24 protein-coding genes and 1 tRNA gene are annotated in these 25541 nt (G+C 66.7%); 9 read left to right on the top strand and 16 right to left on the bottom strand.

The features are described 5' to 3' along the window. Nucleotides 1–70 precede the first annotated feature (70 nt). The gene (locus GRI55_RS12870) at nt 71–754 is read left to right on the top strand and encodes a queuosine precursor transporter (protein ID WP_050599717.1); all 684 of its coding nucleotides are present in this window, start codon (nt 71–73) and stop codon (nt 752–754) included. On the opposite strand, the gene GRI55_RS12865 is transcribed toward GRI55_RS12870, so the two are convergent. The 7 genes from GRI55_RS12865 to folK all read right to left on the bottom strand — a co-directional run bounded on the left by GRI55_RS12865 (nt 751) and on the right by folK (nt 5328). Further along, the gene (locus GRI55_RS12865; protein WP_160767442.1) at nt 751–1266 is read right to left on the bottom strand and encodes a DUF421 domain-containing protein; all 516 of its coding nucleotides are present in this window, start codon (nt 1264–1266) and stop codon (nt 751–753) included. The two genes, GRI55_RS12870 and GRI55_RS12865, sit on opposite strands and share 4 nt — an antisense overlap. A 44-nt stretch (nt 1267–1310) precedes the next feature. Next, nucleotides 1311–2162 (bottom strand): S-formylglutathione hydrolase, encoded by an 852-nt coding sequence (gene fghA, locus GRI55_RS12860; RefSeq protein WP_160767441.1) that lies wholly within the window; start codon nt 2160–2162, stop codon nt 1311–1313. Further along, nucleotides 2159–2815 carry a CoA transferase subunit B gene (locus GRI55_RS12855; protein ID WP_160767440.1) on the bottom strand — a complete coding sequence of 219 codons (657 nt, stop codon included), beginning with the start codon at nt 2813–2815 and terminating at the stop codon, nt 2159–2161. The genes fghA and GRI55_RS12855 overlap by 4 nt, the downstream gene beginning before the upstream one ends. Next, on the bottom strand, nt 2815–3525 hold the full coding sequence (locus GRI55_RS12850) for a CoA transferase subunit A (protein ID WP_160767439.1): 711 nt from the start codon (nt 3523–3525) through the stop codon (nt 2815–2817). The genes GRI55_RS12855 and GRI55_RS12850 overlap by 1 nt, the downstream gene beginning before the upstream one ends. Next, nucleotides 3525–4637, bottom strand: a complete 1113-nt coding sequence (locus GRI55_RS12845) for an S-(hydroxymethyl)glutathione dehydrogenase/class III alcohol dehydrogenase (protein WP_063535080.1) — start codon at nt 4635–4637, stop codon at nt 3525–3527. The genes GRI55_RS12850 and GRI55_RS12845 overlap by 1 nt, the downstream gene beginning before the upstream one ends. Nucleotides 4638–4694: 57 nt before the next feature. Further along, nucleotides 4695–4770 (bottom strand) — tRNA-Lys (locus GRI55_RS12840). A gap of 63 nt (nt 4771–4833) precedes the next feature. Next, complete coding sequence (gene folK / locus GRI55_RS12835; protein ID WP_160767438.1) at nt 4834–5328, bottom strand: 2-amino-4-hydroxy-6-hydroxymethyldihydropteridine diphosphokinase; 495 nt, start codon at nt 5326–5328, stop codon at nt 4834–4836. Between the two features lie 52 nt (nt 5329–5380). Here folK and GRI55_RS12830 point away from each other — a divergent pair, with 52 nt between their 5' ends. Next, nucleotides 5381–6802: a M20/M25/M40 family metallo-hydrolase gene (locus GRI55_RS12830; RefSeq protein ID WP_160767437.1), complete on the top strand. Its 1422-nt coding sequence runs from the start codon at nt 5381–5383 to the stop codon at nt 6800–6802. On the opposite strand, the gene GRI55_RS12825 is transcribed toward GRI55_RS12830, so the two are convergent. From GRI55_RS12825 to GRI55_RS12815, 3 genes are read right to left on the bottom strand one after another with little or no spacing between them, the layout of a single operon-like run. Next, nucleotides 6799–7218 carry a hypothetical protein gene (locus tag GRI55_RS12825; protein WP_160767436.1) on the bottom strand — a complete coding sequence of 140 codons (420 nt, stop codon included), beginning with the start codon at nt 7216–7218 and terminating at the stop codon, nt 6799–6801. The genes GRI55_RS12830 and GRI55_RS12825 overlap by 4 nt on opposite strands. Nucleotides 7219–7220: 2 nt before the next feature. Further along, entirely contained in the window at nt 7221–8084 is an 864-nt protein-coding gene (aguB, locus tag GRI55_RS12820; protein ID WP_160767435.1) for an N-carbamoylputrescine amidase, read from the bottom strand. 38 nt (nt 8085–8122) lie between these two features. Continuing rightward, nucleotides 8123–8947 (bottom strand): class I SAM-dependent methyltransferase, encoded by an 825-nt coding sequence (locus GRI55_RS12815; protein ID WP_160767434.1) that lies wholly within the window; start codon nt 8945–8947, stop codon nt 8123–8125. Between the two features lie 104 nt (nt 8948–9051). Between GRI55_RS12815 and msrA the strand changes: the two genes are divergently transcribed. From msrA to GRI55_RS12800, 3 genes are all read left to right on the top strand, one after another. Next, nucleotides 9052–9588, top strand: a complete 537-nt coding sequence (gene msrA, locus GRI55_RS12810) for a peptide-methionine (S)-S-oxide reductase MsrA (RefSeq protein WP_160767433.1) — start codon at nt 9052–9054, stop codon at nt 9586–9588. After that, entirely contained in the window at nt 9581–10537 is a 957-nt protein-coding gene (locus GRI55_RS12805) for an NAD(P)/FAD-dependent oxidoreductase (protein ID WP_237452535.1), read from the top strand. Before msrA ends, GRI55_RS12805 begins: the two co-directional genes overlap by 8 nt. A 95-nt stretch (nt 10538–10632) precedes the next feature. Next, complete coding sequence (locus tag GRI55_RS12800; protein ID WP_160767432.1) at nt 10633–12018, top strand: alpha/beta fold hydrolase; 1386 nt, start codon at nt 10633–10635, stop codon at nt 12016–12018. Here the strand turns inward: GRI55_RS12800 and GRI55_RS12795 are convergent, their stop codons facing one another. Then, the gene (locus GRI55_RS12795) at nt 12019–13257 is read right to left on the bottom strand and encodes an RsmB/NOP family class I SAM-dependent RNA methyltransferase (RefSeq protein ID WP_160767431.1); all 1239 of its coding nucleotides are present in this window, start codon (nt 13255–13257) and stop codon (nt 12019–12021) included. It lies immediately after the preceding gene. A 57-nt stretch (nt 13258–13314) separates the two neighbouring features. Between GRI55_RS12795 and GRI55_RS12790 the strand changes: the two genes are divergently transcribed. Continuing rightward, complete coding sequence (locus tag GRI55_RS12790; protein WP_082835556.1) at nt 13315–13473, top strand: DUF1674 domain-containing protein; 159 nt, start codon at nt 13315–13317, stop codon at nt 13471–13473. 278 nt (nt 13474–13751) lie between these two features. Here GRI55_RS12790 and GRI55_RS12785 read toward each other — a convergent pair whose 3' ends face one another. From GRI55_RS12785 to GRI55_RS12770, 4 genes are read right to left on the bottom strand one after another with little or no spacing between them, the layout of a single operon-like run. Continuing rightward, nucleotides 13752–15164, bottom strand: a complete 1413-nt coding sequence (locus GRI55_RS12785; RefSeq protein WP_160767430.1) for a cytochrome P450 — start codon at nt 15162–15164, stop codon at nt 13752–13754. Between the two features lie 39 nt (nt 15165–15203). After that, complete coding sequence (gene hemH, locus GRI55_RS12780) at nt 15204–16232, bottom strand: ferrochelatase (RefSeq protein WP_160767429.1); 1029 nt, start codon at nt 16230–16232, stop codon at nt 15204–15206. After that, on the bottom strand, nt 16229–18529 hold the full coding sequence (locus GRI55_RS12775; protein ID WP_307020159.1) for a xanthine dehydrogenase family protein molybdopterin-binding subunit: 2301 nt from the start codon (nt 18527–18529) through the stop codon (nt 16229–16231). Before GRI55_RS12775 ends, hemH begins: the two co-directional genes overlap by 4 nt. After that, nucleotides 18508–19470 carry an Mrp/NBP35 family ATP-binding protein gene (locus GRI55_RS12770; RefSeq protein ID WP_160767428.1) on the bottom strand — a complete coding sequence of 321 codons (963 nt, stop codon included), beginning with the start codon at nt 19468–19470 and terminating at the stop codon, nt 18508–18510. Before GRI55_RS12770 ends, GRI55_RS12775 begins: the two co-directional genes overlap by 22 nt. Before the next feature lie 76 nt (nt 19471–19546). On the opposite strand from GRI55_RS12770, the gene hflK reads away from it, so the two are divergent. The 3 genes from hflK to GRI55_RS12755 all read left to right on the top strand — a co-directional run bounded on the left by hflK (nt 19547) and on the right by GRI55_RS12755 (nt 23226). Then, nucleotides 19547–20707, top strand: coding sequence for a protease modulator HflK (hflK, locus tag GRI55_RS12765; RefSeq protein WP_082835518.1), 1161 nt, complete (start codon nt 19547–19549; stop codon nt 20705–20707). A 1-nt stretch (nt 20708) separates the two neighbouring features. Further along, nucleotides 20709–21542, top strand: a complete 834-nt coding sequence (gene hflC, locus GRI55_RS12760; protein ID WP_063505630.1) for a protease modulator HflC — start codon at nt 20709–20711, stop codon at nt 21540–21542. A 151-nt stretch (nt 21543–21693) separates the two neighbouring features. After that, nucleotides 21694–23226: a Do family serine endopeptidase gene (locus GRI55_RS12755; RefSeq protein WP_050599736.1), complete on the top strand. Its 1533-nt coding sequence runs from the start codon at nt 21694–21696 to the stop codon at nt 23224–23226. 75 nt (nt 23227–23301) lie between these two features. Here GRI55_RS12755 and GRI55_RS12750 read toward each other — a convergent pair whose 3' ends face one another. Next, a complete protein-coding gene (locus tag GRI55_RS12750) occupies nt 23302–25482 on the bottom strand; it encodes a transglycosylase domain-containing protein (RefSeq protein ID WP_160767427.1) in 2181 nt (726 codons plus the stop codon). Between the last annotated feature and the right edge of the window lie 59 nt (nt 25483–25541).

Here is a 25541-nt window from a genome sequence, read left to right as displayed (position 1 = left end):
CCGCCGCATTAGTCAATTTTCAGGGCCCGCCGACGGCCTCGCCGTCCACGAAACTTGTCGAGGCCGAGAGATGACCCACCCCGCCAACGAGACCCGTCTCGCCGCTGCCGCCATGCCGCTGGGGCTGTTCGTATACACGCTGCTCTATGGCGGGATGACGGTGCTGGCGGGCGTGCTGGCCTTCAAGCAGGTGCAGTTGTGGCCGACCGAACTGGCAGTCGAATCGGGCATCTTCGCCTTCCTGCTGCTGGTGGTGATTTCCAGCACGATCGCACAGCTTTACGGAGAGAAGCTGGCCAATCGCATCGTCTGGTGGGGCTTCGTTCCGCTGCTGGTGGCGTCGCTGCTGATGCAATTGGTGCTGAACCTGCCGCCATCGGTCGAGATGACCGAATTCCGCGCCGACGACCTCGCCGCCTTCGAACGCGTCCACGCGACATTGTGGCGCGTGTGGATGGCGGGACCGGCCGCCTACATCGTGTCGCTGCTGCTCAACGTCTGGATTTTCTCGCGGCTCCGCGGATCGGCCGAAGGCGCGTCGACACTCTCGCTGATGGCCCGCGGGGCGATTGCCTCGGCGCTGAGCCAGGCTATCGATTCGGTGATTTTCATCACGCTGGCATTCTATGGCCAGTTCGCCATCACCAACCTGCTGATCGGGCAGATCATCGCCAAGGTCGTGCTCAGCCTGGTGCTGGTGCCGTTCCTGATCACCGGCGGGGTCGCATTCGCCCGCTGGCTCGACCGCCGCTAGACGCGCTTCACATTCTCGACGATCGTCTCCTCGAGATGGTCGCCGTGCAGCACCGACACGTCGCCGGTGGTCTCGAGCACTACGGCGCGAACCTGTCCGTAATCGAGTACATTGGCCTCGCGCAGCTTGGCGATCAGATCGCTCTTGGCGACGCGCGTGTATGTCAGCGCATCGTCACAGAACTTGCCGTCGCGCATCAGGAAGACCGGATCGTTCTGCATCAGGTCCTCGACACTGTCGGAGGTCTTGCGCAGCCGCGCCGACGCCGCCTGGACGACGAACAGGCCCGCCATCGCGACCATGGCCTGCGCGAAGGCTTTCCAGTCGCTTGCCTGCGCCGCGCCCGCGACCAGGCTGCCCAGCGCGATCGTCATCACGAAGTCGAAATTGGTCATCTTGGACAGCGAGCGCAGCCCGTTGAGGCGGATCAGCACCACCACCCAGATGATGGCGGCAATTGCCAGCAGCACGCCGCGGGCGATGATATCGGGCCAGGGAGTATCGAGGATCATGCTGCCCTAACGCATGGCTGACGCAAATCTATCCCGCCAAGCGTTCAGCCCTGCAAATGGCGCGCGTGCCAGCCGACATGCTCGGCCATGAAGGTCGAGATGAAGTAATAGGAATGGTCGTAGCCGGGCTGCATACGGATGTCCGCCGGCATGTCGGCGGATTTGCAGGCATCGACCAGCAGATCGGTCTTGAGCTGTTCCTCGAGGAAATTGTCCGCCGTGCCCTGGTCGACCAGCAGGTTCGCATGGCGCGAACCGTCTTCGATCAGCGCGCAGGCATCGTATTCGCGCCAGTCGCTGCGGTCATCGCCCAGATAGCCGCCCAGCGCCTTGTCGCCCCATGGGCAGTTCAGCGGGCTGACGATCGGCGAGAAGGCGCTGATCGAACGGAAGCGGTCGGGATTGCGCAGGCCGATGGTCAGCGCGCCGTGGCCGCCCATCGAATGGCCGCTGATCGCCTGCCGCTGCATGTCCGCGGGGAAATGCTCGGCCAGCAGCGCGGGCAGTTCCTGTTCGATATAGCTACGCATCTGGAAATGCTGCGCCCAGGGTACCTGCGTCGCATCGACATAAAAGCCCGCGCCCTGCCCGAAATCATAGGCCTCGTCATCGGGCACGGCCTCGCCGCGGGGCGAGGTGTCGGGCGCGACGAAGATGACCCCGTGCTCGGCGCAGGCAGCGCGGAATTCGCCCTTCTCGGTGACATTGGCGTGGGTGCAGGTCAGCCCCGACAGGAACCACAGCACGGGCAGCTTCGCGCCGTCTTCATGCGGCGGGACGAAGACCGAGAAGGTCATCTGCGTGCCGGTGCTGGCCGAGGCATGGCGGTAGACGCCCTGCACGCCGCCATGGCTGCAATTTTCCGATACCGTCTCGAGCGTGCCCGCAGTGGTCATAGCGCGACCTCGTATTTCGCGGTCGTCTTCTCGGCGATTTCATCAGCCGTCACGCCCGGCGCCAGTTCGACCAGCCGGAAGGGACTGTCATGGTCGGGCCGCTGGAACACCGCCAGATTGGTGACGATCATGTCGACCACGTTCTGCCCGGTCAGCGGCAGCGTGCATTCGGGAATGAACTTGGGGCTGCCGTCCTTGGCGGTGTGATCCATCACCACGATGATCTGCTTGACGCCCGCGACCAGATCCATCGCGCCGCCCATGCCCTTGATCATCTTGCCCGGGATCATCCAGTTGGCGATGTCGCCGTTCTGGGCCACTTCCATCGCGCCCAGCACGGTCAGGTCGATATGCCCGCCGCGGATCATCGCGAAGCTGGCCGCGCTGTCGAAATAGGCGCTGTGCGGCAGTTCGCTGATGGTCTGCTTGCCCGCATTGATCAGGTCGGCGTCGACCTCGTCGGGGTAAGGGAACGGCCCGATGCCAAGCATGCCGTTCTCGCTCTGCAGCGTGACATGCATGCCTTGCGGAATGTGGTTGGCGACCAGCGTGGGAATGCCGATACCCAGATTGACGTAATAGCCGTCGCGCAATTCCTGCGCGGCGCGCGCCGCCATCTCGTTGCGGTCCCAGCCTGCTGCTTCCTGGGGCATCAGGCGCTCTCCCTTTCGCGCGTGGTCTCGAATTCGATCTTCTTGTCGTAGGGCGCGCCCACGATCATCCGCTGGACATAGACGCCCGGCAGGTGGATGCAGTCGGGGTCGAGGCTGCCGGTGGGCACGATCTCTTCGACCTCGACCACGCAGACCTTGCCGCAGGTGGCCGCGGGCTGGTTGAAATTGCGCGCGGTCTTGCGGAACACGAGGTTGCCGGTTTCATCCGCCTTCCATGCCTTGACGATGGCGAGGTCGGCGAAGATGCCGCGTTCGAGGATGTAGTCCTCACCGTCGAAGGTCTTCACTTCCTTGCCTTCGGCGACCTGCGTGCCGACGCCGGTCTTGGTGTAGAAGCCGGGAATGCCCGCGCCGCCGGCGCGCATGCGTTCGGCGAGCGTGCCCTGCGGGCAGAACTCGACCTCGAGCTCGCCCGAAAGAAACTGGCGTTCGAATTCCTTGTTCTCGCCGACATAGGAGGAGATCATCTTCCTCACCTGCTGCGTGCGCAGCAGCATGCCGATGCCTTCATTGTCGATGCCCGCATTGTTGCTGGCAAAGGTCAGCCCCTTCACGCCGCTATCGCGGATCGCGGTCAGCAGGCGTTCGGGAATGCCGCACAGGCCGAAGCCGCCGCTGGCGATGAGCATGTCGTCGCGCAGCACGCCGTCGAGCGCCGCCGTGGCATCGGGATAAATCTTGCCGGCCATCAGAATACCACCACGCTGCGGATGCTTTCGCCTGCATGCATCAGGTCGAAGCCCTTGTTGATTTCCTCGAGCGACAGGACGTGGGTGATCATCGGGTCGATCTCGATCTTGCCGTCCATGTACCAGTCGACGATCTTGGGCACATCGGTGCGCCCGCGCGCGCCGCCAAAGGCAGTGCCGCGCCAGTTGCGCCCGGTCACCAGCTGGAACGGGCGGGTGGCGATTTCCTTGCCCGCTTCGGCCACGCCGATCACGATGCTGGTGCCCCAGCCGCGATGGCAGGCCTCGAGCGCGGTGCGCATGACCTCGGTATTGCCGGTGCAGTCGAAGGTGTAATCGGCGCCGCCATCGGTCATTTCGACCACCTTCGCGACGACCTCGTCGCGGCTCATGCCCTTGGTGTTGAGGAAGTGGGTCATGCCGAACTTGCGGCCCCATTCCTCGCGGTCAGGGTTGATGTCGATCCCGATGATCATGCCCGCACCCGACAGCCGCGCGCCCTGGATCACGTTGAGGCCGATCCCGCCGAGGCCGAACACGACGACATTGTCGCCCACCTGCACCTTGGCAGTGTTGGTCACCGCGCCGACGCCGGTGGTGACGCCGCAGCCGATATAGCAGCTGGTCTTGAACGGCGCGTCTTCGCGGATCTTGGCGACCGCGATTTCGGGCAGCACGGTGAAGTTCGAAAAGGTCGAGCAGCCCATGTAATGGTAGATCGGCTCGCCCTTGTAGGAAAAGCGCGTGGTCCCGTCGGGCATCAGCCCCTTGCCCTGCGTCGCGCGGATCGCGGTGCACAGATTGGTCTTGCCGCTGAGGCACGATTTACACTGGCGGCACTCGGGCGTGTAGAGCGGGATCACGTGATCGCCCGGCTGCACGCTGGTCACGCCCGCGCCGACTTCGCGCACGATGCCCGCGCCTTCGTGGCCCAGCACGCTGGGGAAAAGACCTTCGGAATCGAGCCCGTCGAGCGTGTAGGCATCGGTATGGCAGATGCCGGTGGCCATGATCTCGACCAGCACCTCGCCTGCCTTGGGCCCTTCCAGGTCGAGCTCGACGATTTCGAGCGGCTGCTTGGGGGCGAAGGCGACTGCGGCGCGGGTTTTCATGGATGACGGCTCCGGACTAGGGGCGCCGGCGCACCGGCCTCGGGGCGGAATTCAAGGTGGTGAGCCGTGCTGGGTTCGAACCAGCGACCTACTGATTAAAAGTCAGTTGCTCTACCGACTGAGCTAACGGCCCGACCACGGCGTGCCACCTAGGGGCGCTGTCGCAGGTGGTCAAGCCGGTGTTGCGGCAATCCTGTCAGCGCCGCCGTACGGCGCGTGCCGCCAGCTGGCGCAGCGTCAGGCCGGAGACCGGATCGCGCCAGTCGGGCGCGATTTGCGCCGCCGGGCGCAGGACGAAGTCGCGCTGCCGGAACAGGGGGTGCGGGATCGCCAGGCGCGGGCCGTACCATGTCCCCCCGCTCCACAGCACGATATCGAGATCGAGCGTGCGCGAGCGCCAGCGCTGCCCGCGCCGGTCGCGCCCGAAAGCGCGTTCGATCGCCTGCAGGCTCGCCAGCGCGGCCAGCGGCGCGCGATCGCCCGCGATGATCGCTGCGCCATTGGCATAGCGCCGCAGCGACGGGCCGACCGGGGCACTGTCGATCACGCGCGCAACCGCCTCGACCTCCCAGCCGCTTTGGGCCAGCGCCGCCACCGCCCCCGCCAGCACCGCGCGCGGCGCGCCCAGCCCCTGCACCCGGCGGTTGGAGCCCAGCGCGACCAGATATCGATGCTCGCTTGCGTCGCCCATGCCCCCGCCCTAGCCTCGCTGCCGACAAGTACCAAACGGGAGCGGCAGGCGAATGAAGATCAAGGCGATTCTGGCAGCGGGTGCGCTGGCCATGGCGGGGCAGGCCGCCGCCGACGACCACGCGCCGCGCGCGCTGACCGCGCATGAGCAGCGGGTTTACGACATCTACCGCGATATCATCGCCTTCCGCACGGCAGCAGGTCACGGCCAGATGGACGACATGGTCGCCTATCTTACCGGCCGGCTGGCGGCCGCGGGCTTTGCCGAGGAGGATTTGCTGGTCACCGATTTCGACAGTGACGGCGATCCGACGCAGGGACTGGTCGTGCGCTACCGCGGTGACGGGTCTGCCGGCGCGAAGCCGATCGTCATGCTCGCGCATATGGACGTGGTCGACGCCCTGCCCGAGGACTGGGAGCGCGATCCCTTCACGCTGGTCGAGGACGAAGGCTATTTCTTCGGCCGTGGGACGCAGGACAACAAATACGGCGTCGCCAACCTCACCGGCACTTTCATCCGCCTGAAGGAAGAGGGCTGGCTGCCAAACCGCGATCTCTATCTGGTTTTCTCGGGCGACGAGGAAACCGGCATGGTCTCCACCCGCGCGCAGGCCCGCTGGGTCGCCGACAATGTCGATCCCGCCTATGTGCTCAATTCGGATGCTGGGGGCATCGGCCTGGCGGACGATTTCGCCCCGCTCGCGCAGCAGGTGCAGCTGGCCGAGAAGACCTATGTCACCTTCGATGTAACCGCGACCAATCCCGGCGGGCATTCCTCGCGTCCGCGCAGCGACAATGCAATCTATGACCTCGCGGGCGCACTGACGCGGATCGAGCAGCTTCGCTTTCCGGTGCGCGAAAGCGAGTTGACGCGCAGCTATTTCGGCGCGCTGGGGCAGAGCATTCCGGGCGAACTTGGCGCAGCCATGCGGACATTTGCCGCCAATCCCGCCGATGACGAGGCAATCGCGCTGATCAGCGCCAATCCGGGCTATGTCGGCACGCTGCGCACGACCTGCGTGGCGACCATGCTCGATGCAGGTCATGCCGAAAACGCGCTGCCGCAATCGGCCAGCGCCGCAGTCAACTGCCGGGTTTTCCCGGGTGAAGGGGTGGAAACGGTCAAGGCTGCGCTGGAAACGGCAGTCGACAATGAAGCGATCACCGTGACACAGCGCGAAGAAGCGACCGAAAGCCCGATGAGCGCGTTCCCCGACGAGGTTCGCGCAGCGCTGGCGAAATCGCTTGCAACCCGCTTCGGTGAAGCGATCCCGATGATCCCGACCATGTCATCGGGCGGCACCGACGGCATGCATTACCGCGCGCTGGGCTACGACACGGTGGCCATCGGCGCTGGCGCGAGCCGGCCGCAGGACATCTACGCGCATGGCCTTAACGAACGGATGCGGGTCGAGGCCTTCTATGCCGGGCTCGACCATTGGAACATCGTGCTGAAGGAGCTTGCGGGCGGCTAGAACAGCTCGTTCGCCGCTTCGCGGGTGGTGAATTCGCCCAGCGTCAGCTTGCGCCTGCGGCGGAACACGCCGCTGGTCGCGAGCGTGAAAGGCGCGGTCACGTCGCGCGAATAATTCGCCGCCTGCAACCGCACCTCGATCGCCGGCTCGGCGCTGCGGAACAGCACGATGGCGGCTGCCTGGATGGTTTGATCGGCAGCGCGGGGGCGGAGCACCTGGACCAGCCGGTCGATGACCTTCTGCGCGCCCTCGGTTGCGCCGGTATCGAGCACCGCGACGTTCTGGATGAGGCCATTGGCGCGCAGTTCGAACACCAGCGGGAAGAACGTCCCGTCCTTTTCGATCCGGGCGATCGCGGCTTCGAGCGCGGCCGGGAACAGGGCATCGAGCCGTGTCTGGTCGATGCCCCCGACCAAGCTCAGATATCCTCGCTGATGCGCCCGTAGAGCTGCGGCCGCCGGTCGCGGAAGAAGCCCATGCCGGCGCGGTGCTTGCGCGCGCCGTCGAGATCGAGCGTGGCGGTCAGCACGCCTTCGCTCGACCCGCCGAATTCCGCGACCAGATCGCCCCATTCGTCGCTGATGAAGCTGTGGCCATAGAAGCTCTGCTGGCGATCGGCGGGGCCTTCGTGCCCGATCCGGTTGGCGGCGCAGACGGGCATGCAGTTGGACACCGCATGACCGATCATCGCGCGGCGCCACATTCGGCTGGTGTCGAGATCGGCGTCATAGGGTTCGGAGCCGATGGCGGTGGGGTAGAACAGCACTTCGGCACCCTTGAGTGCCATCACGCGCGCACATTCGGGATACCACTGGTCCCAGCAGATCCCCACGCCGATGCGCGTGCCGAACACGTCCCACACCTTGAACCCGTCATTACCCGGGCGGAAATAGTATTTCTCTTCGTAGCCCGGGCCGTCGGGGATGTGGCTCTTGCGGTAAGTCCCCATGATGGCGCCATCGGGGCCGATCATCGCCAGCGTGTTGTAATAGTGCTGCCCGTCGCGTTCGAAGAAGCTGGTCGGGATCGCCACGCCGAGCTTTGCCGCCAGTTCCTGCATCGCCTGCACGCTCGGGCTTTCGAAGGTGGGATGCGCGAGGTCGAACAGCTCTTCCTCTTCCATGCGGCAGAAATACTCGCCCGCGAACAGTTCGGGCGGCAGGATGACCTGCGCGCCCTTGCCCGCGGCTTCTTCCACCAGCGCGGACACGGCAGCGATGTTGTCGGCCGGCTCGGGGCGGGCGAGCGGCAATTGCAGGACGGCGACGGACAGCTTTCTCATGCGCGCGAGATAGGCAGCCGCCGCCGTCCAGACAATGGTTACTGCGCCTTGCGGAACAGCAGCGTCATGCGGTCGCTTTCACCGATCGCTTCGTATTTCGCGCGGTCCTGATCGCCGTAACGCAGCACCGGCGGCAGCGTCCACACGCCGCCTTCCCAGTTTGCCGGGTCGTTCGGATTGGCATTGATTTCGCTTTCCCCGGCCAGTTCGAAGCCGTTGGCGGCGAAGATCGCGACGACATCCTGCTTGCGCATGTAGCCGCGCTGGCGTGCGCCGTAATCGTCGTAGCTGGCGCCTTCGGGCGCGCGGTGCTGGACCACGCCGACCATGCCGTCGTCCTTGAGCATCATGCGCGCGGCCTTGAGCACATCGTCCGCCGCATTGCCCATGTTCAGCCCGTGCATCGAGCGGAAGATCAGCACGCGGTCGACCGTGCCGGCGAGGTCTTCGGGCATCTCGTCGATCTCGAATGCAGTGACGCTGTCAGCTTCGACCCCTGTCATTTCGGCGACTTCGGCCTTGAACCGCTCGGTCCAGCCCTTCGCGCGCGCTTCCTGCGCCCGGCTGTTGTAGGTCCGACCGTCGCTGTCCTGATCGAAGGCGATATATTTGCCCGAGGAGTGCAAATAGGGCGCCAGCACGCGCGTGTACCAGCCGCCGCCCGGACCGTATTCGGCCACGGTCATGTCGGGCGCGACCTGGAAGAATTCGAGCGTTTCGGCGGGGTTACGGTACTGGTCGCGCGCGCGGTCGTCATCGCGCATGTCGGCTGTCAGCACGGTTTCGAGATCGGCGGCGTGGTTGTCGGCGGCGAGCGGTGACGCGACAAGAGCGGCAACGGCGGCAGTCAGCATAAGACGCATGGAAAATCCTCCTCAATTCATCCGGCAGTGTTCTGGACCTGCCGCCGATGGATGACAAGGCGAAGACGGCTTCCTATCTGCTGGGCACAAGGAGATTGACGAGTATGGCGCAACAACAGGCGATCGTGGCCGGTGGATGCTTCTGGTGCACCGAAGCGGTGATGAAGGACGTTATCGGCGTCAGTAAGGTGGAAAGCGGCTATATCGGAGGGGACAAGCCCGATCCGACCTACAAGGAGGTCTGCACCGGCAATACCGGCCATGCCGAGGGCGTGCGCGTGACCTTCGACGATGCGCAGATCACGCTGGGCCAGCTCTACGATGTCTTCCTGGGGACGCATGATCCGACCCAGCTGAACCGGCAGGGCAACGATGTCGGCACGCAGTACCGCAGCGCGATCTTTCCGCTCGACGGGCAGGAAGACGAAGCCCGCGCGGCGGTCGGGCGCTGGAACGACGATCATCCCGGGCAGCAGGCGGTGACCACGATCGAGAGCGGTCAGTGGTATCCGGCCGAAGATTACCACCAGGAATATTGGGAAGGCGAAGGCCAGCGCAATCCCTATTGCCAGGCAGTGATCCCGCCCAAGCTGATGAAGCTGCGCAAGAGCTTCCAGAAGTACCTCAAGGCCGATGCCTGACGCGGGCGGCGCGATGCGGATCGCGATCGTCGGTGCCGGTATGGCCGGGTTGAGCTGCGGCCAGCGGCTCTCCCGGCTGGGGCACGAGGTCCGGTTGTTCGACAAGGGCCGCGGACCCGGCGGGCGGATGGCGACTCGGCGCATGGAAGACGGCGGCACCACGCTGCATTTCGACCACGGCGCGCAGTATTTCACCGCGCGCAACCCGCGCTTCGTCGAGCAGGTTGCGCACTGGGAAGCCTCCGGCGTGGCCGCGCGCTGGGCCGCCGCAGGCGATGACGCTTGGGTCGGCACGCCCGCGATGAATGCGCCGCTCAAGGCGATGGCCGGTGAGCTCGGCGTGCAATTCGGGACGCGGATCGAACAGCTCGTGCGCGATGGCGAGGGCTGGCAGATCGACGGAGAAGGCGCGCTGGATACGCCTTTCGACACGGTGCTCGTCGCGGTGCCGGCGGAGCAGGCCGGCCCGCTGCTGCAGCCGCATGCCCCGGCCATGGCCACGCTCGCGGATCAAACCGCTTCGGACCCATGCTGGACGCTGATGGCCGGGTTCGAGGCACCGCTGGCGCTGGTGCAAGACACGCTGCGCCAGCGCGGCCCGATCGGTTGGGCCGCGCGCAACAATGCCAAGCCCGGGCGCGCAAGCGAGGAATGCTGGGTCGTCCAGGCCTCGGCCGAATGGTCGCGCGCGCATCTCGAAGAGGACGCGGAAACGGTTGCAGCCGCGCTGCTGGCCGAACTGGCCGAAGCCAATGGTGGCCCGCTTCCGCGCCAATTGGGCGCAACCGCCCATCGCTGGCGCTTTGCCAGGTCGGGCACGGCTGGCGAAGAGGCCTTGTGGGACGCAGAACAGCGGATCGGCGTCTGCGGCGACTGGCTCATCGGTCCGCGGGTCGAGGCGGCCTATATGTCGGGGCTGCTGCTCGCCGAAGCTGTCGGCGGTCGATAGGAGGCAGCACTTCGACGAAGCGGCGGGCGGGTTCCATTGCCCGGAGGAAGGATGGCGCCTAGCCGTCGATTTCCCCGATATTGCCGGAGCTTAGCGTGTCACCGATCATATCCTTGCTTGCCGCCGGCGCAGTCCTGTCGCTTGCCGCGGCCGCTCCGGCAGCGGCGGGCGAACCCGCAGAGCGGCCCGGGTTCACCCCCTGCGCTGACGCCGGCGCGCTTCCAGCACTTGGTGACACGCAATGCGCGCAGCTGGCCGTCCCGCTCGATCACGGCGCGCCCGAAACGGGCACCATCGATCTGTTCGTCCGCAAGTTCCCGGCACGCGGGGCTGCGACCGGTGAGCTATGGCTGATCGCCGGCGGACCGGGGGAATCGGGTGCGTCCTTCTACCCCTACATTGACAGGTTGCGCGCGGCGGCGCCCGGCTTCGACCTGATCGTGCCCGATCACCGCGGGACCGGCCTGTCCACACGGCTGTGCCCGTCCGAGGAAAGCGCGGACAGCGCCGGCGGCATGGCGCTGGAGGGTGCGGAATGGGGCAGCTGCATCGGCGCTTTGCATGCCGATCCGCAGCGCACGCTGGCTTTCACGATCGGCAATGCAGCGCGCGACGTGAGCCTGCTGATGGACCGCCATGGCGGTGACATGCGTCGGCATCTCTACGGCGTCTCCTACGGCACGCAGCTGATCTTGCGCACACTGGCAGTCGCCCCGCCCGAGCGGCTCGACGGTGTGATCCTCGACTCGCTCGTCCCCGCCGACGACGATCTGCGCCACGACCTCAGCCGGCGTTCACAGGTGACCGATGCGGTCGGGCGGCAGGTGCTGCGCGATTGCGATGAGCGGCCTGACTGCAGCCGCTATTTCGACCAGCCGCTCGACGAGGCGCTGGCAGCCCTGCTCGCCGATCCCGAACTGTCGGAGCCGCTTGGGCCGAAGCCGAAATACCTGCTCGCCGCATTGATCGACTTTCCCCGGACGCGGGCGATGTTGCCCTTTATCATCGCGGGCCTGCACCGCGGCGACACGGCATGGCTGGAGCACGCGCAGGCCGAGCTCGGGCGTGTCCAGCAGACCTTCGCCGCTTTCCCGCAGTTCGGTTCGTCGATCCCGCTGGTGAGCCTGATCAGCCGGTCGGAGAACAACCGCCGCGCCGAGCTGACAGAGGAAATGATCGAGAGCGAAGAAGCCGGGCTGCTGTTCGCCAGCCCGCTGCCGCGGCACTTGCTGCCCGGCGGGTTCCCGACCTATGAAGCACCCGCGGATCTGGGCCGTCTGCCCGAACGAATCCCGCCGACGCTGGTGCTGCACGCAAAGCGCGATCCCAAGACCGCCTTCGCCGGGGCGGCAGCCCTTGCCGAGCGGCTCGATGCTGCGGGCGATATCGAACTGGCGGCAAGCGATACGGCGGCCCACTATGTGTTGATGACCGATCCCGATTTCGCGATCGCGCAACTGCGGGACTTCATCGCCCGCTGATCAGAGGTCCCGCCGCCATCGCGCGATGAAGAAGCCGTCGAGACCGCCGTGCTCTTCGAGCATGCCGGGGTCGGTGCGTAGCCATCCCGTGCTGCCCGGCTCGACACCCTCTGGCAAACCATCACGGGTTATCGGATCGGGGGTGAGCGAGACGGCGCTGGCCTGGTCTTCGCCCTCCGCGCGTTCGAGCGAGCAGGTTGCATAGACCAGCGTCCCGCCCGGCTTGAGCCAGCCTTGCGCACGCTGAAGCAGTGTGGCCTGCAATTGCGCCATTTGCTTGATGGCCTCCGGGCCGATGCGGTGCAGCACATCGGGATGACGCCGCGCGGTCCCGGTCGCCGTGCAGGGCGCATCGAGCAGGATCGCATCGAATGTGTGCTTCGGTTCCCACTTGAGCGCGTCGGCGCGGACGGCGCCCGCCTTCAGACCCGTGCGCCTGAGATTGGCCTTGAGCAGGTCGAGCCGGCGTTTAGATATGTCGAGCGCGGTCACCTGCCAGCCCTGCGCGGCCAGCTGCAGCGTCTTGCCCCCCGGCGCTGCGCACAGGTCGAGCACGTGGCGCCCCTCGCCCGGGCCCAGCAGCCGTGCGGGCAGCGAAGCAGCGATATCCTGTACCCACCAGGCCCCTTCGCCAAAGCCCGGCAGCTTCTCGACATTGGCTCCGCGCGGCAGGCGCAAATGCCCGGGCATCAGGCTGTCGGCGGAAAGCTGTACGGCCCACTGCGCGGTGTCCGCAGGATCGCGCAGTGTAAGATCGAGCGGGGGCGGTTCGGCCAGGCCGGCGGCGATCGCGGGGGCCCGCTCGCCCCAGCGCATAGCGACTGGCTCGGGCAGCGTCGGGGCGTCGGGCAGCGTGTCGCCGCGTTTGGTCAGAGTGGAGAACACGCCATGCGCCAGCCGGCGCTGCCCCCCGGCGAGCAAGTCGAGCCCGGTTGCCAGCACCGCGTGCGGCGGGGTGTCCAGCCGCAGCCATTGCGCCAGCATCATCCGCAGGACCATGCGCGCCTTGGCATCATGCGGCAGCGGCTTCTTGGTCGCGCTGTCGATCAGCGCGTCGAGATCGACCAGCCAGCGCAGGACTTCGCTGGCAATGGCCCGCGCCAGCGCCTTGTCCTCGAACTTGCGGATGTCGCGGGTCGCGCCGTTGAAGGCGATGTCGAGCGTTTCGCCCTGGCGAAGCACTGCATCGAGCAGGCGCAGCGCAGCGCGGCGGGCGTGGATACCGGTAGGTTGGGCCATGGGGGCCAGCCCCTACCCCCACTTGCACAAAGCCGCCAGCGGCATCATGTTGGCGGCATGCCGAAACGCGCAACCACCCGCCCCGAAGGGTTCAAGAAGCCCGCTCACTGGACCAACGATGCCCCGCCTGCGCCCAGGAAGGGCAGCAATGACGAGGACCTCAGCCCGACGCGCTATGGCGACTGGGTAAAAGACGGCATCGCCATCGATTTCTGAAATGATGTTCCGGTTGCGCACCGACATCCGTCGGTGCGTCCTCGGGGCTGTTCCTCTGCTTCGCTGCGGGCCCCTGCGGGCGGGCATGCAGGTGGCCTCTGGCCAGCTGTGTCTTCGACTTCGCTTCCGCCCTTGCCGGCCCTCATTCCGGGCCGGGGCTAGCACTACTCGATCGCTGGGCGAGAATCCCCGCGCCGCAGGCGAGGCAAGGCCGACTGGCCGCCCACAGCGACGCGACCATCAGGTCGCGTGAGCGAGGATGCCCGATAAAAACCGAATCAGATGGCGGTGAGCTTGAGCTTCAACCCGTCCTTGGGCTTGGGGATCGGCCACGCCTGCCATTCGGGATCGCCCGCCGCCAGTTCGATACGGTAGCGCGGCAGCATCTGCGCCAGCAGGATCTTCACCTGCATGTAGGCGAAATGCAGCCCCAGGCACATATGCGCGCCGCCGCCGAAGGGCACCCAGGCATATTTGTGCCGTGCCTTCACCTGCTCGGGCGTAAAGCGCATCGGGTCGAAGGTGTAGGGATCCTCCCAGTGTTCCTCGTCGTGATGCGTGTAGTGGATGTTAATCCCGACATGGGCCCCGGCGGGGATGCGGTAGCCACCGTATTCGAAGGATTTCAGCGCGCGGCGCGGCATCGAGGGCACGGGCGGCACGAACCGCAGCGCTTCCTTGAACGCCATTTCGGTCAGGTCGAGCTTGCCCAGATCGTCATACTCGAGATCGCGCGGGCGGCCGCTGGCATCGCTGCCCCCGGTGACCGCGGCGATTTCGTCGCGCAGCCGATCCTGCCATTCGGGATGCTTGGCGAGCAGCCACAGCAGCGAGGTGGCGCTGGAGGTGATGGTGTCGTGCGCGGCCATCATCAGGAAGTTCATGTGATCGACCACTTCGTCGACCGGCATCAGGCTGCCATCGTCATATTCGGCGGTGGCGAATTGACTGAACATGTCCTGCCCGCCGCCCTCGGCGCGGCGGCGATGCGTTTCGCGCGTGAAATAGTCGACCAGATAGGCGCGGCCATCGACGCCGCGCTTCATCTGCGTGAACGGCAGTGGCTTGCGCACCGGCGCCACGCTGGCCTGGACCATGTCGACGAAGGCGGTGTTGATCCGGTCCGCCTCGGGGCCCCACGGAATGCCAATGAAGCTGTCGGCCGCCAGGTCGAGCGTCAGTTCCTTGATTGACGGATAGAAGAGCAACTGCGCCCCCGAGCCATCGCCGCCCCATTCCTCGACCCGCTTGGCGATGCCGCGGTTCAGCGCGTCCGCATAATGCCGCATCGGGCCGGGCTTGAAGGCGATCGACAACGCGCGGCGATCGGCGCGGTGATGATCGAAATCGAGCAACATCAGCCCGCGCGGGAACAGCTTGTCGAGAATCGGTCCCCAGCCCTGTTCGGAGCTGAAGATCTTGTCGCGGTTCATCAGCAGCATCTCGTTGGCCTCGGCCCCGATCAGCGCGACATTCCAGCCACCGAAGGCTCGGTTCTTGTACACGCGGCCGTATTTTTCGACCATGCGCCGCGTCTGGCCATGCGGGTCGGCCAGCATCTTAAAGGTGTTGCCGACGATCGGCCACCCCCCCTCGCCCGGGATGTGCGCGAGCGCATCTTCGCTGGGATTGCCTTCCTGCCAATGCGACGGCGCGGTCTCGGCAGGTTGGTGCGGGGCAAGCGTGGCCATTAGGTAGCTCCTTAAAACTTACTTCGTTGTAAGTAATTTTCAGGCGCGAATCCACCCCATCAATTCACGGCGCAAAAGCGTCTCCAGCATGGCCAGTCCGGCGTCGGAAGTATTGAGGCAGGACAGCGCGGCAAACTGCGCTCCGCCGGCCTCGGTGAACTGCTCGCGGCCCTGGATGGCCAGCTCCTCGAGCGTCTCGAGGCAATCCGCCGAAAAGCCCGGCGCAGCGATCGCCAGCCGCTTGGTTCCGGCCCGCGCCTCTTCTTCCAGCGTATCGTCGGTCGCAGGGGCCAGCCACTTGGCCGGCCCGAAGCGCGACTGGAAAGTGGTGCGGAAACGGAGCCCCGGCCGCGCCAGCCGCTCCTGTAGCAGGCGCGAGGTCTTCTGGCAGTGGCAGTGATAGGGATCGCCGAGTTCGAGCGTGCGCTGCGGCATGCCGTGGAAGCTCAGCAGCAGCACTTCGGGCGCGAAATCGAGCGCATCGATCTGGCGCGAGAGATCGCTCGCCAGCGCATCGATATAGGCCGGGTCGTCATGATAGGGCGGCAGGGTCCGCAGTGAGGCTTGCCAACGCATTTCCCGCAGCTTGTCCGCAGCCTTGTCCACAACCGTGGCCGTGGTCGCACCCGAGTACTGGGGGTAGAGCGGAGCCAGCAGGATCCGTTCGCAACCGTCCGCCATCAGCGCCTCGATCCGCTCGGGGATCGACGGAGTGCCGTATCGCATCGCCCAGTCGACCTTCACCTCATCGCCCAGCCGCTGCTGCATTGCGGCCGCCTGGTCGCGCGTGATCACCGCCAGCGGCGAGCCTTCCTCGGTCCACACCTGGCGATAGGCATGCGCGCTTTTCTTGGGCCGCGTGTTGAGAATGATGCCGCGCAGGATCGGCTGCCAGGCGATTGCCGGGATTTCGACCACCCGGCGGTCCGAAAGAAATTCCGCGAGATAGCGTTTGACCGGCCCCTTCTCGGGCGCATCGGGCGTGCCGAGATTGACGAGCAGCACCCCGACGCCGCCCGACTTGACTGCGGGGTGGTCGGCGGGAAGCGATTGTTCTTGCCAGGTCATAGGCCCTCCGAAAGCAATGGCAGACGGCGAAAGCGCACTCCTGTCGCGGAGTAAAGCGCATTCGCGATGGCGGGCGGCGCCACGGCGACGCCCAGTTCGCCGGGATCGAACGCGGGTGCGTCGCTGGCGAGGAATTCGATAACGATCTCGGGGCAATCGGCCAGCGTCGGCAAGCTCAGCCCCGCAAGGCGCGCGGGGACGGGCCGGCCATCCTCATAGGCCACGCTCGACCCGGTGGCGAGCGACAGGCCGAAGATCAGCCCGCCTTCGATCTGCTGGCGCGCAATGTCGTGATTGACGATCCGCCCTATATCAACCGCCGCGTGCAGCCGGGTCACGCGCAGCCCGCCTTCGCCCAGCGCGGCCTGCGCCACGCAGGCGATGCGCCCGCCCCCCTCCCCGGGTCCGCCCATACGCACCATCGCCAGCCCCTGACCGGTGCCGCGGCGCCCGCCGTCCCAGCCGGCCAGCCGCGTCGCGCGGCGCAGGCAATCGGCCATCCGCGGCGTCTGGCCCAGCATCTCGATGCGGTAGAGGAACGGGTCGCGCCCGGCGCGTTCGGCCAGTTCGTCGATGAAGCTCTCGGTGAAGAACGCGGTGTACGCCGCGGCATTGCCGCGCATCGGCCCGGTCGGGAAGGGCAGCGTCACCGGCAGGTGGTCGACTGCGACATGCGCGATTCCATAGGGCGGGACCGCGCCCTCGCAGGCCAGCGCATCGGCCTCGCCCGCAGCGTGTTCCATCGCCGCTTCGGGCGTGTTGTTGTCGAACAGACGGTGGCCGAATTCGCGCATGGTCGCGGGCATCGCCAGCCGCGTGCGCCAGGCAGCGATGCGGCCGCCGCTCGCCGGGACGAAGCCCGCCTCCAGCCGCGCGCTGACGGGGGTGCGCACCGGCACCAGCTGCAATTCCTGCTGGCGCGGCCAGGTCAGCTGGACCGGGCGGCCGATCTGCTGCGCGATCTGCGCAACCTCGATCGCGTGCCGCCGTTCGAGCCGCGCGTCGAAACTGCCCCCCGCCGCAGTGGGATAGAGCACCACGTCCTGCGGCGAGATGCCGATTGCCTTGGCCGCCGCGCGGCGCGTCAGTTCACCCGCCTGCGCGGCGATCCACAATTCCAGCTTGCCGCCGTCGAAGCGCGCCGTCGCGCTGGCGGTCTCGATCGCGGCGTGAACTGCCTGGGCGACGGAATAATCCTGCGCATAATCGGGCCGTGCGAGAGCGCCGTCCGGATCCCCTTCGGTCACGATGCGCTCGCCCTCGCCCTCCGCCAGCGCGGTATCGAGCGCGCGCAGTGCACCCGCGCTCTCGACGGCCGCGGGCCCGGCGAAGACCGGCCGCATCGCCGCAAGCGCGCGGTCGGCAATCCACCAGCTTTCGGCCACTGCCGCGAGATAGCGTTTGGACTTCACCACCCCCACCAGCCCCTTGAGGCCGGCCACCGCTTCCTTGTCGAAGGCGGTCAGTTCGGCCTTCCCCAGCGGCCCGTGACGGATCGAGGCGTAGACCATGCCCGGCAAGCGGATATCGCCGGCGAACAGGAAGCTTCCGTCGACCTTGGCGGGCAGGTCGAGCCGCGGGAAGGCGGACGCCAATTCGGCCTCAGCCGGGGACGGATCCTCGCTGGCATGTTCGACCCGCAGCGGCGGCGGATCGGGCGGGTCGAGCGTGGCAGCCTGCGCGGCCAGTTCGCCGAAGCCCAGTTCCTGTTCGCCGTGGCGCACGAGACCCGCTGCGACTTCGCATTCTTCCCAGCCCACGCCCCAGCGTTCTCCCGCCGCCATGGCGAGCAGCGCGCGGGCCGCCGCAGCGGCCGCGCGCAGCGGCTGTTCATAGGCTGCGAGCGAAAGGCCTTCGGCCGTGGCGCAGAAGGCGTTGCTGCGCGCAAAGCGTTCGGCCAGCAGGCCATCGGGATCATCGGCCAGGCCGGGCAGACGCGACCACAGCGGCGCCCATTTCGCGGCGAGCGCAGTGTTGGCGAACAGGCCTGCAGGCGGTGCGGGTTCGATGGCGACCTGCCGCCAGTCGGCACCCAGTTCGACTGCCACGACCTGCGCCAGCACGGTGGTCACGCCCTGCCCCATCTCGAGCTGCGGCAGAGCCACGGTGACCACGCCGTCTTCGGCAATGGTGAGCCAGCCGCCGAAGCCGTGTTCGTTCGGTCCGGGAACCAGCGGGCTGGAATAGCGGCGCGGCCACAGCCACCAGCCGACCGCCAGCCCGCCGCCGACCGCGGCCCCGGCCAGCAGCTGCCGCCGCGAAACCGGCAGCGCGGCTAGCCCTGCGCGCGGATCCACGCGTCGACCTTGGCGGCGATATCGTGAAACGGCGCTGCGAGCGCATCTTCGCCGCAAGCGGGCGGCTGGCCGCGGTCGCTGCCTTCGCGGATCGCTAGGTCGAGCGGGATGCGCCCGAGGAACGGCAGGTCAAGCCGCCCGGCGGCGGTTTCGACCCCGCCCCTGCCGAACGGGTCGGACACCTCGCCGCAATGCGGGCAGGCATAGCCCGCCATGTTCTCGACCAGTCCGATCACCGGCACCCCCGCCTGGTCGAACAGCTGCCCCGCGCGGGCGGCATCGATCAGGGCAAGGTCCTGCGGAGTGGAGACGAGCACTGCGCCCATCGGCTTGTAGCGCTGCAGCATGGTCAGCTGCACATCGCCCGTACCCGGCGGCAGGTCGACCAGCAGCGTATCGACATCGCCCCAATGCGCATCGATCAGCTGCGCCAGCGCATTGCCCGCCATCGGGCCGCGCCAGGCCAGCGCGCGCCCCGGTTCGACCAGATGGCCCATCGACAGCACGGGGATCCCCACCGGGCTGTCGACAGGCTCCAGCTTCTTGTCGCGGGCCACCGGCTTCGAACCCTGATTGCCCAGGATGACCGGCTGCGAAGGGCCGTAGATATCGGCATCGACCAGCCCGACCTTGCGCCCGCGCCGTGCCAGCGCAATCGCCAGATTGGCGGTCAGCGTCGATTTGCCGACGCCGCCCTTGCCGCTGCCCACCGCAATGATCCGCCGCTGCGTGCGTTCGGCGGTCATCACGACGCGGGTTTCGGAAACCTCTTCGCGCTGGCCGAGGATATCGGTGATCGCGCGTTCGATATCGTCGCGCTCCTGCTGGCCCAGGCCCGCGGCATCGACGATGGCGATGGCCCTGCCTTCCTTGATGGTCAGCGTCGAAACACGGGCGGCAAGGCTGTCGGGAAGCAGCGCTTTGGGATCGGTCGAACTCATGGGCGCGGCTGCTGTAGCATCGAAAAGCGCGCGGCAACCCCTGTTTTTCCGCCGAACCGCACCTATAAGGAACAGCATGAGAATTTTTGACGGGTTCGGACAGAGGATTTCCCTCGCGATGGCGGGCAAGAAAAGCCCTTGGGGCGGTGGATCGGATGATGGCGGCACGGGCGACACGCCCGGCGGATCGCAGGGCGGCGGCGACAAGCCGAAGGGCCCGCGCAACCCGTGGCTGCCACCCGGCGGCACCAGCGACGATGGCCGGCGCGCGCCCAATATCGAAGACATCTTCAAGAGCCGCGGCCCCGAAGGCCCGCGTCGCTCGGGTGGCGGCGGCGGGCCCGGCGGCCCCAATTTCCGCTTTCCCCAGCGACCCGGCGGCAAGAGCTGGTTCCCGCTCGCCGTGGTGGCGATCGTGGGCGTCGGCCTGCTGGCAACCAGCGTGCATCTCGTGGCACCGCAGGAAGAAGGCGTGGTCAAGACGCTGGGCAATTACACCCGCAAGATGGAACCGGGCCTCAATTTCTCCGCCCCCTTCCCGATCGAGACGGTCGACGTGGAAGACGTCGAAGGCGTGCGATCGGTGCGGATCCCGGGCAATAACAACCAGGCCAAACTGATCCTGACGGGCGACCAGAACCTGGTCGACCTCAGCTATATCGTGCGCTGGAACATCAAGGATCTGGCGAATTACAAATTCCGCGTGGTCGACCCGATAGAAACCGTGAACGAGGCTGCCGAGGCCGCCATGCGCGCCGCGGTCGCCGAAACCCAGCTCGACGAGACCTTCTCGGGCCAGGGGCGTGCGGCCATCGAAATGGACGTGCGCGAACGCATGCAGCGCACGCTCGACGGCTACCAGGCCGGGGTGCGGGTGCTCGGTGTCGAAATCGAGAAGGCCGATCCGCCCGCGCAGGTGGTGGATGCCTTCCGCGACGTGCAGGTTGCGGAACAGAACGCCGATGCGGCGCGCAACCAGGCACAGGGCTATGCCCAGCAGGTCCTCGCGCAGGCCGAAGGTGAGGCTGAGGCCTTCGACAAGGTCTATGCCCAGTACCGCCTCGCCCCCGAGGTGACCCGCCAGCGACTGTATTACGAAACGATGGAGCGCGTGCTGAGCCAGACCGACAAGACGATTGTCGAGACCGACAATGTCACACCCTACCTACCGTTGCCGGAAATCCGCCGCCGGTCGCAGCAGCCCGTCACCACCGTGACCGCACCGGAGGGTCAGTAACATGAGCAATTTCCTGCAGGATCACCGCAACACGGTCATCGCGCTGGCAGTGCTGGTGATCGGTTTCATGATGAGCGCCTATGTGGTGCCCGAAGAAGACCAGGTCGTGATCATCCGCACGGGTGAACCGGTCGGCACGGTCAACACGCCCGGCGGCGAAACCGACGCCGGCCTGTATTTCCGCGTGCCCTTCATCGACAGCGTCAACCGCATCGAGAAGCGCCTGCTCGATCTCGAAATGACCGACGAGGAAGTCCTCTCGGCCGACCAGCAGCGCCTGCTCGTCAACGCCTATGCCCGATTCCGGATCACCGATCCGGTGCGCATGGTCGAACGCGCCGGTTCGACCGATGGCGTGCGCAACGCGCTCGAGCCGATCCTCAACTCGGTGCTGCGCCAGGAACTCGGCCGCCGGACCTTCCAGGCCATGCTGACCGCCGAACGCGGCAGCGCGCTGGCCAATGTCCGCACCAATCTCGATCGTCAGGCGCGGCAGTACGGGGCCGAGGTGGTCGATGTGAAGATCATGCGCACCGACCTTCCCGAAGCGCCGCTGCAATCGGCTTTCCGCCGGATGGAATCGGACCGCGAACGCGAAGCCCGCACGATCCGCGCCGGCGGCAGCCGCGACGCGCGCATCATCCGCGCCGAAGCCGATGCCGAAAGCGCACGGATCTATGCCGAGGCCTTCGGCAAGGATGCCGAGTTCTACGATTTCTACCGCGCGATGCAGAGCTACGACGCGACCTTCTCGAACGACGACAACCCGTCGGAGAGCAGCATCATCCTGTCGCCGGACAATGAATATCTGCGGCAGTTCCGCGGGCGGCGTTGACGGTTCGTCGAACGGCGCCGGCACCGTTCAATCGGCATTCACCGGCGGGCCCGACATTCACCCGCCGGAACGCGTGGTTCCCGCTTGGTCAGCGTTCTGCCGACCGCGGGGCCCGCACAGTAGAGAAGAGGACGAAAAGGACGTGAAGCCAGTGCGATATGCATATTCCGTAACGAGTGCGCTGCTGGTAGGCGGCGCTGCCATTTCGCTCGCGACCGGCTATCCGGCGGGTGCCCAGGTCGCCCAGAACGACGACAGCCAGATGGCGCGCGTGGTGCCCCGTGCGGGCGCTCCCGAAAGCTTCGCCGATCTCACCGCGCAATTGCAGCCTGCGGTGGTCAACATCTCGACCCGCCAGCGGATCGAGGTATCGGGCAACAATGGCAATCCTTTCGCGGGCACGCCCTTCGAAGGCCTGTTCAACCGCCGCGGCGGGCAGCAGCGCGAACCGCAGTACCGCGAAGGCCAGTCGCTGGGTTCGGGCTTCGTCATTTCGGCCGATGGCTATGTCGTGACCAACAACCACGTGGTGAGCCCCAACGGGCGCGGCACGGTGGAAGAGATCACCGTCACCATGCCCGACGGCACCGAATACAACGCCGAGCTCGTCGGCACCGATGCGCAGAGCGATCTCGCAGTGCTCAAGATCAGCCGCCGCGAGCCCTTCCCCTTCGTCGAGTTCGGCGATTCGACCCAGTCCCGCCCCGGCGACTGGGTGATCGCGATCGGCAATCCCTTCGGCCTTGGCGGCACGGTCACCTCGGGCATCGTCTCGGCGGTCTATCGCAACACCGGCCAGGGCGGTGCCTATGACCGCTACATCCAGACCGATACCGCGATCAACCGCGGCAATTCGGGCGGCCCGCTGTTCGACATGCAGGGCAATGTGATCGGCATCAACAACGCGATCTTCTCGCCTTCGGGCGGGAGCGTGGGGATCGGTTTCGCCATTCCCGCCGAAATCGCCGCGCCGATCGTGCAGAAGCTGCGCGACGGGGTGGAAATCGAGCGCGGCTATCTCGGCGTATCGATCCAGCCGGTCGACGACGACCTGGCCGATTCGCTTGGCATCCCGCAGAACCGGGGCGAATTCATCCAGGGTGTCCAGCCCGGCGAAGCCGCCGAGCAGGCGGGCATCCGCCCCGGTGATATCGTCACCAAGATCGACGGGCAGGAGGTCACGCCCGATCAGACCCTGTCCTTCCTCGTGGCCAACATCGCGCCGGGCACCACCATTCCGGTCGAACTGGTCCGCGACGGCGAAACCCGCCGCGTCACGCTGACCGTGGGCAAACGTCCGAGCGAGGAGGAACTGCGCCAGCAGCAGCAGTTCAACCCCGACATCGAGGACGAGGACCCGATGGAGCCGGGCGAGAATGCCGTGATCGAGGAACGGCTGGGGCTCCAGGTCCTGCCGCTGACCGCCCAGATCGCGCGCCAGTTGGGTGCCGGCGCGGATACGCAGGGCCTTGTCGTGGCACGCGTCGATCCCAATTCGGATGCGGCACGCAAGCGCCTGCAGCGCGGCGACATCATCCTGACGGCCAATTATCGCCAGGTGCGCTCGCTCGACGATCTGGAAAGCATCATCCGCACGGCGGAAAGCGAAGACCGCGAAGCCGTGCTGCTGCGCGTCCAGCGCCGCGGCCAGCCGGCGGCCTATGTGGCGGTTCGGCTGCGCTAGCCCCTGGCCCGGACCAGACGACAGCAGGGCGGCTCTTCCGATGGGGAGAGCCGCCCTTTCTGTTGCCAGCCTAGCCTAGTTGATCTGCCGCTGTGCAGGCGGCGAGCGATTGCTTCCGCTTGCCCCGGTGGCTTCCTCGAGGAAATCGTCGCCGATCGCCTGCGGAGCGCCGTCGGCGCCGCGCGGCGGTTGCTGGGGCGGCCGCGGCCCGGGCCCGGGCTGAGAGGTGTTAGACGGGTTCGGCCGCTCGGGGCCGAGCGTGCGGTCGAAGTCCTGCGCGAAGGGGTCATTGCGCGGCGTGTCCGCAGTGCCCGGTTCGATCAGGTTCCCCTGCTCGTCGATGAAATAGTAATCTTCCGGATCGCCGAACATGTATTCATCGTCGGGCTCCAGCTGCCATTCGGGCAATTGCAGATCGGTGTCGAATTCCTCGACCGGGCGATCCTTGACCGCGTAGCGCATATAGGCGGCAAAGGCGCGCGCCGGGGCGGTACCGCCCTGCAGGCCGCCGACGCGGGTGTTGTCGTCGCGGCCCATCCACACGCCGGTGGTCACGCCCGAGGAAAAGCCGACGAAATAGCCGTCCTTGTTCGAGCTGGTGGTCCCGGTCTTGCCCGCAACCGGACGCCCGATCTGCGCCGCGCGCCCGGTCCCGGTCGCGACGGCGGTCTGCAGCAAATCTGTGATCCCCGCGGCCACGTAGTCGGGCACCAGCTGCGAGCTGCGCGGCTTTTCATGCTGGTAGAGCAATTCGCCATCGGCGGTCTCGACCTTGAGAATGCCATAGGGTTCGACCGATTCGCCCCGCGCCGACACCGCGGCAAAGGCCCGCGTCATGTCGATCAGCCGGACCTCGTTCGAGCCCAGCACCATGGCCGGATAGGTGTTGATTTCGGTGGTGATCCCGAAGCGCCGCGCCATCGAGGCGACCGAGGTGAAGCCGACCTCATTGCCGAGCTGCGCCGCAACCGTGTTGATCGAATAGGCGAAGGCGGTGCGCAGGTCGATTTCGCCGACATTGCGCCCGCTCGAATTGCGCGGGCTCCAGCCGTCGATCGTCACCGCCGTGTCGACCACGCGGTCGTCGGGCGTGTAGCCCGCTTCGAGCGCGGCGAGATAGACGAACAGTTTCCATGACGAACCCGGCTGTCGCAGCGCATCGGTGGCGCGGTTGTAATTGGTCTGGACGTAATCGGTGCCGCCCACCAGCGCGAGCACAGCGCCGTCGCGGTCCATGCTGACCAGCGCGCCCTGCGCCCCATCGGGCGTGTTCGCCTTGATCGAGGCCGTCGCCGCACGCTGCATTCCGACGTCGAGAGTGGTCCACACCTCGATCGGCTCGAAGGTTTCGGGCAGCAGCATGTCGAGCTGCGGCAGCACCCAGTCGGTGAAATAGCGCACCGAGTTCTGCCCGGCCTCTTCCTTGAGCCGCACTGCGCTGGGATCGACGGTGACGTCGGGTGAAATGCGCCCCTGTTCCTTCATCAGCCGCAGCACCACGCTGGCGCGGCCGACCGCGGCATCGACATCGGCAGTGGGCGAATAGCGGCTGGGCGCCTTGACCAGCCCGGCGATGATCGCCGCCTCGGCGACCGAGAGCTCGGTTGCGGGATGGCTGAAGAACTTGCGGCTGGCCGAATCGATGCCATAGGCGCCGCCGCCGAAATAGACCTTGTTGAGATAGAGCTCGAGGATCTGCTCCTTCGAGAACTTCCACTCGAGCGCCATGGCGAGGATCGCCTCGCGCAGCTTGCGGTCGAGCGACCGGTTGTTGTTGAGGAAGACGTTGCGCGCCAGCTGCTGGCTGATGGTCGACGTACCGCCCACGCGCGCTCGCGATCCGGTCAGCCCCTCGATGATCGCGCCGCCCGTGCGTACCGGATCGATGCCGAAATGCGAATAATAGCGGCGATCCTCGACCGAGATCATCGCATCCTTCATCACCTGCGGGATCTCGTCCGCGGTCAGCCACTTGCCGAAGCTGGGGCCCAGCTCGACGATCTCGGTCCCGTCGCGCGCGCGCACGACGATGGTCTGCGCGGTCTGCGTCGCCTTGAGCTGGTAATAGCTGGGCATCGAGCGGACCGAAAAGGCCACTGCCAGACTGACGAACAGCACCAACAACAAGGCCAGCGCGGCGCCCCAGATCGCCAGCCGGCGGCCCCATGTCCGCAGCCGGCCCGGCGGTGTGCCGCCCGCTGCGGAGCCGCGTTTCTGGCGTCGCGTCCGCTGGCGACCACTGCGTCGGTTATTCATTGCTTACGCTGGCACCCTTGTTGCTGTCCGCCCTGTAATTGCCGCAATCTCGCATGGCG

This window comes from Qipengyuania citrea (genome assembly GCF_009828015.1).
GTDB lineage: Bacteria > Pseudomonadota > Alphaproteobacteria > Sphingomonadales > Sphingomonadaceae > Qipengyuania > Qipengyuania citrea.
This window is presented reverse-complemented; position numbering and strand designations above follow the sequence as displayed.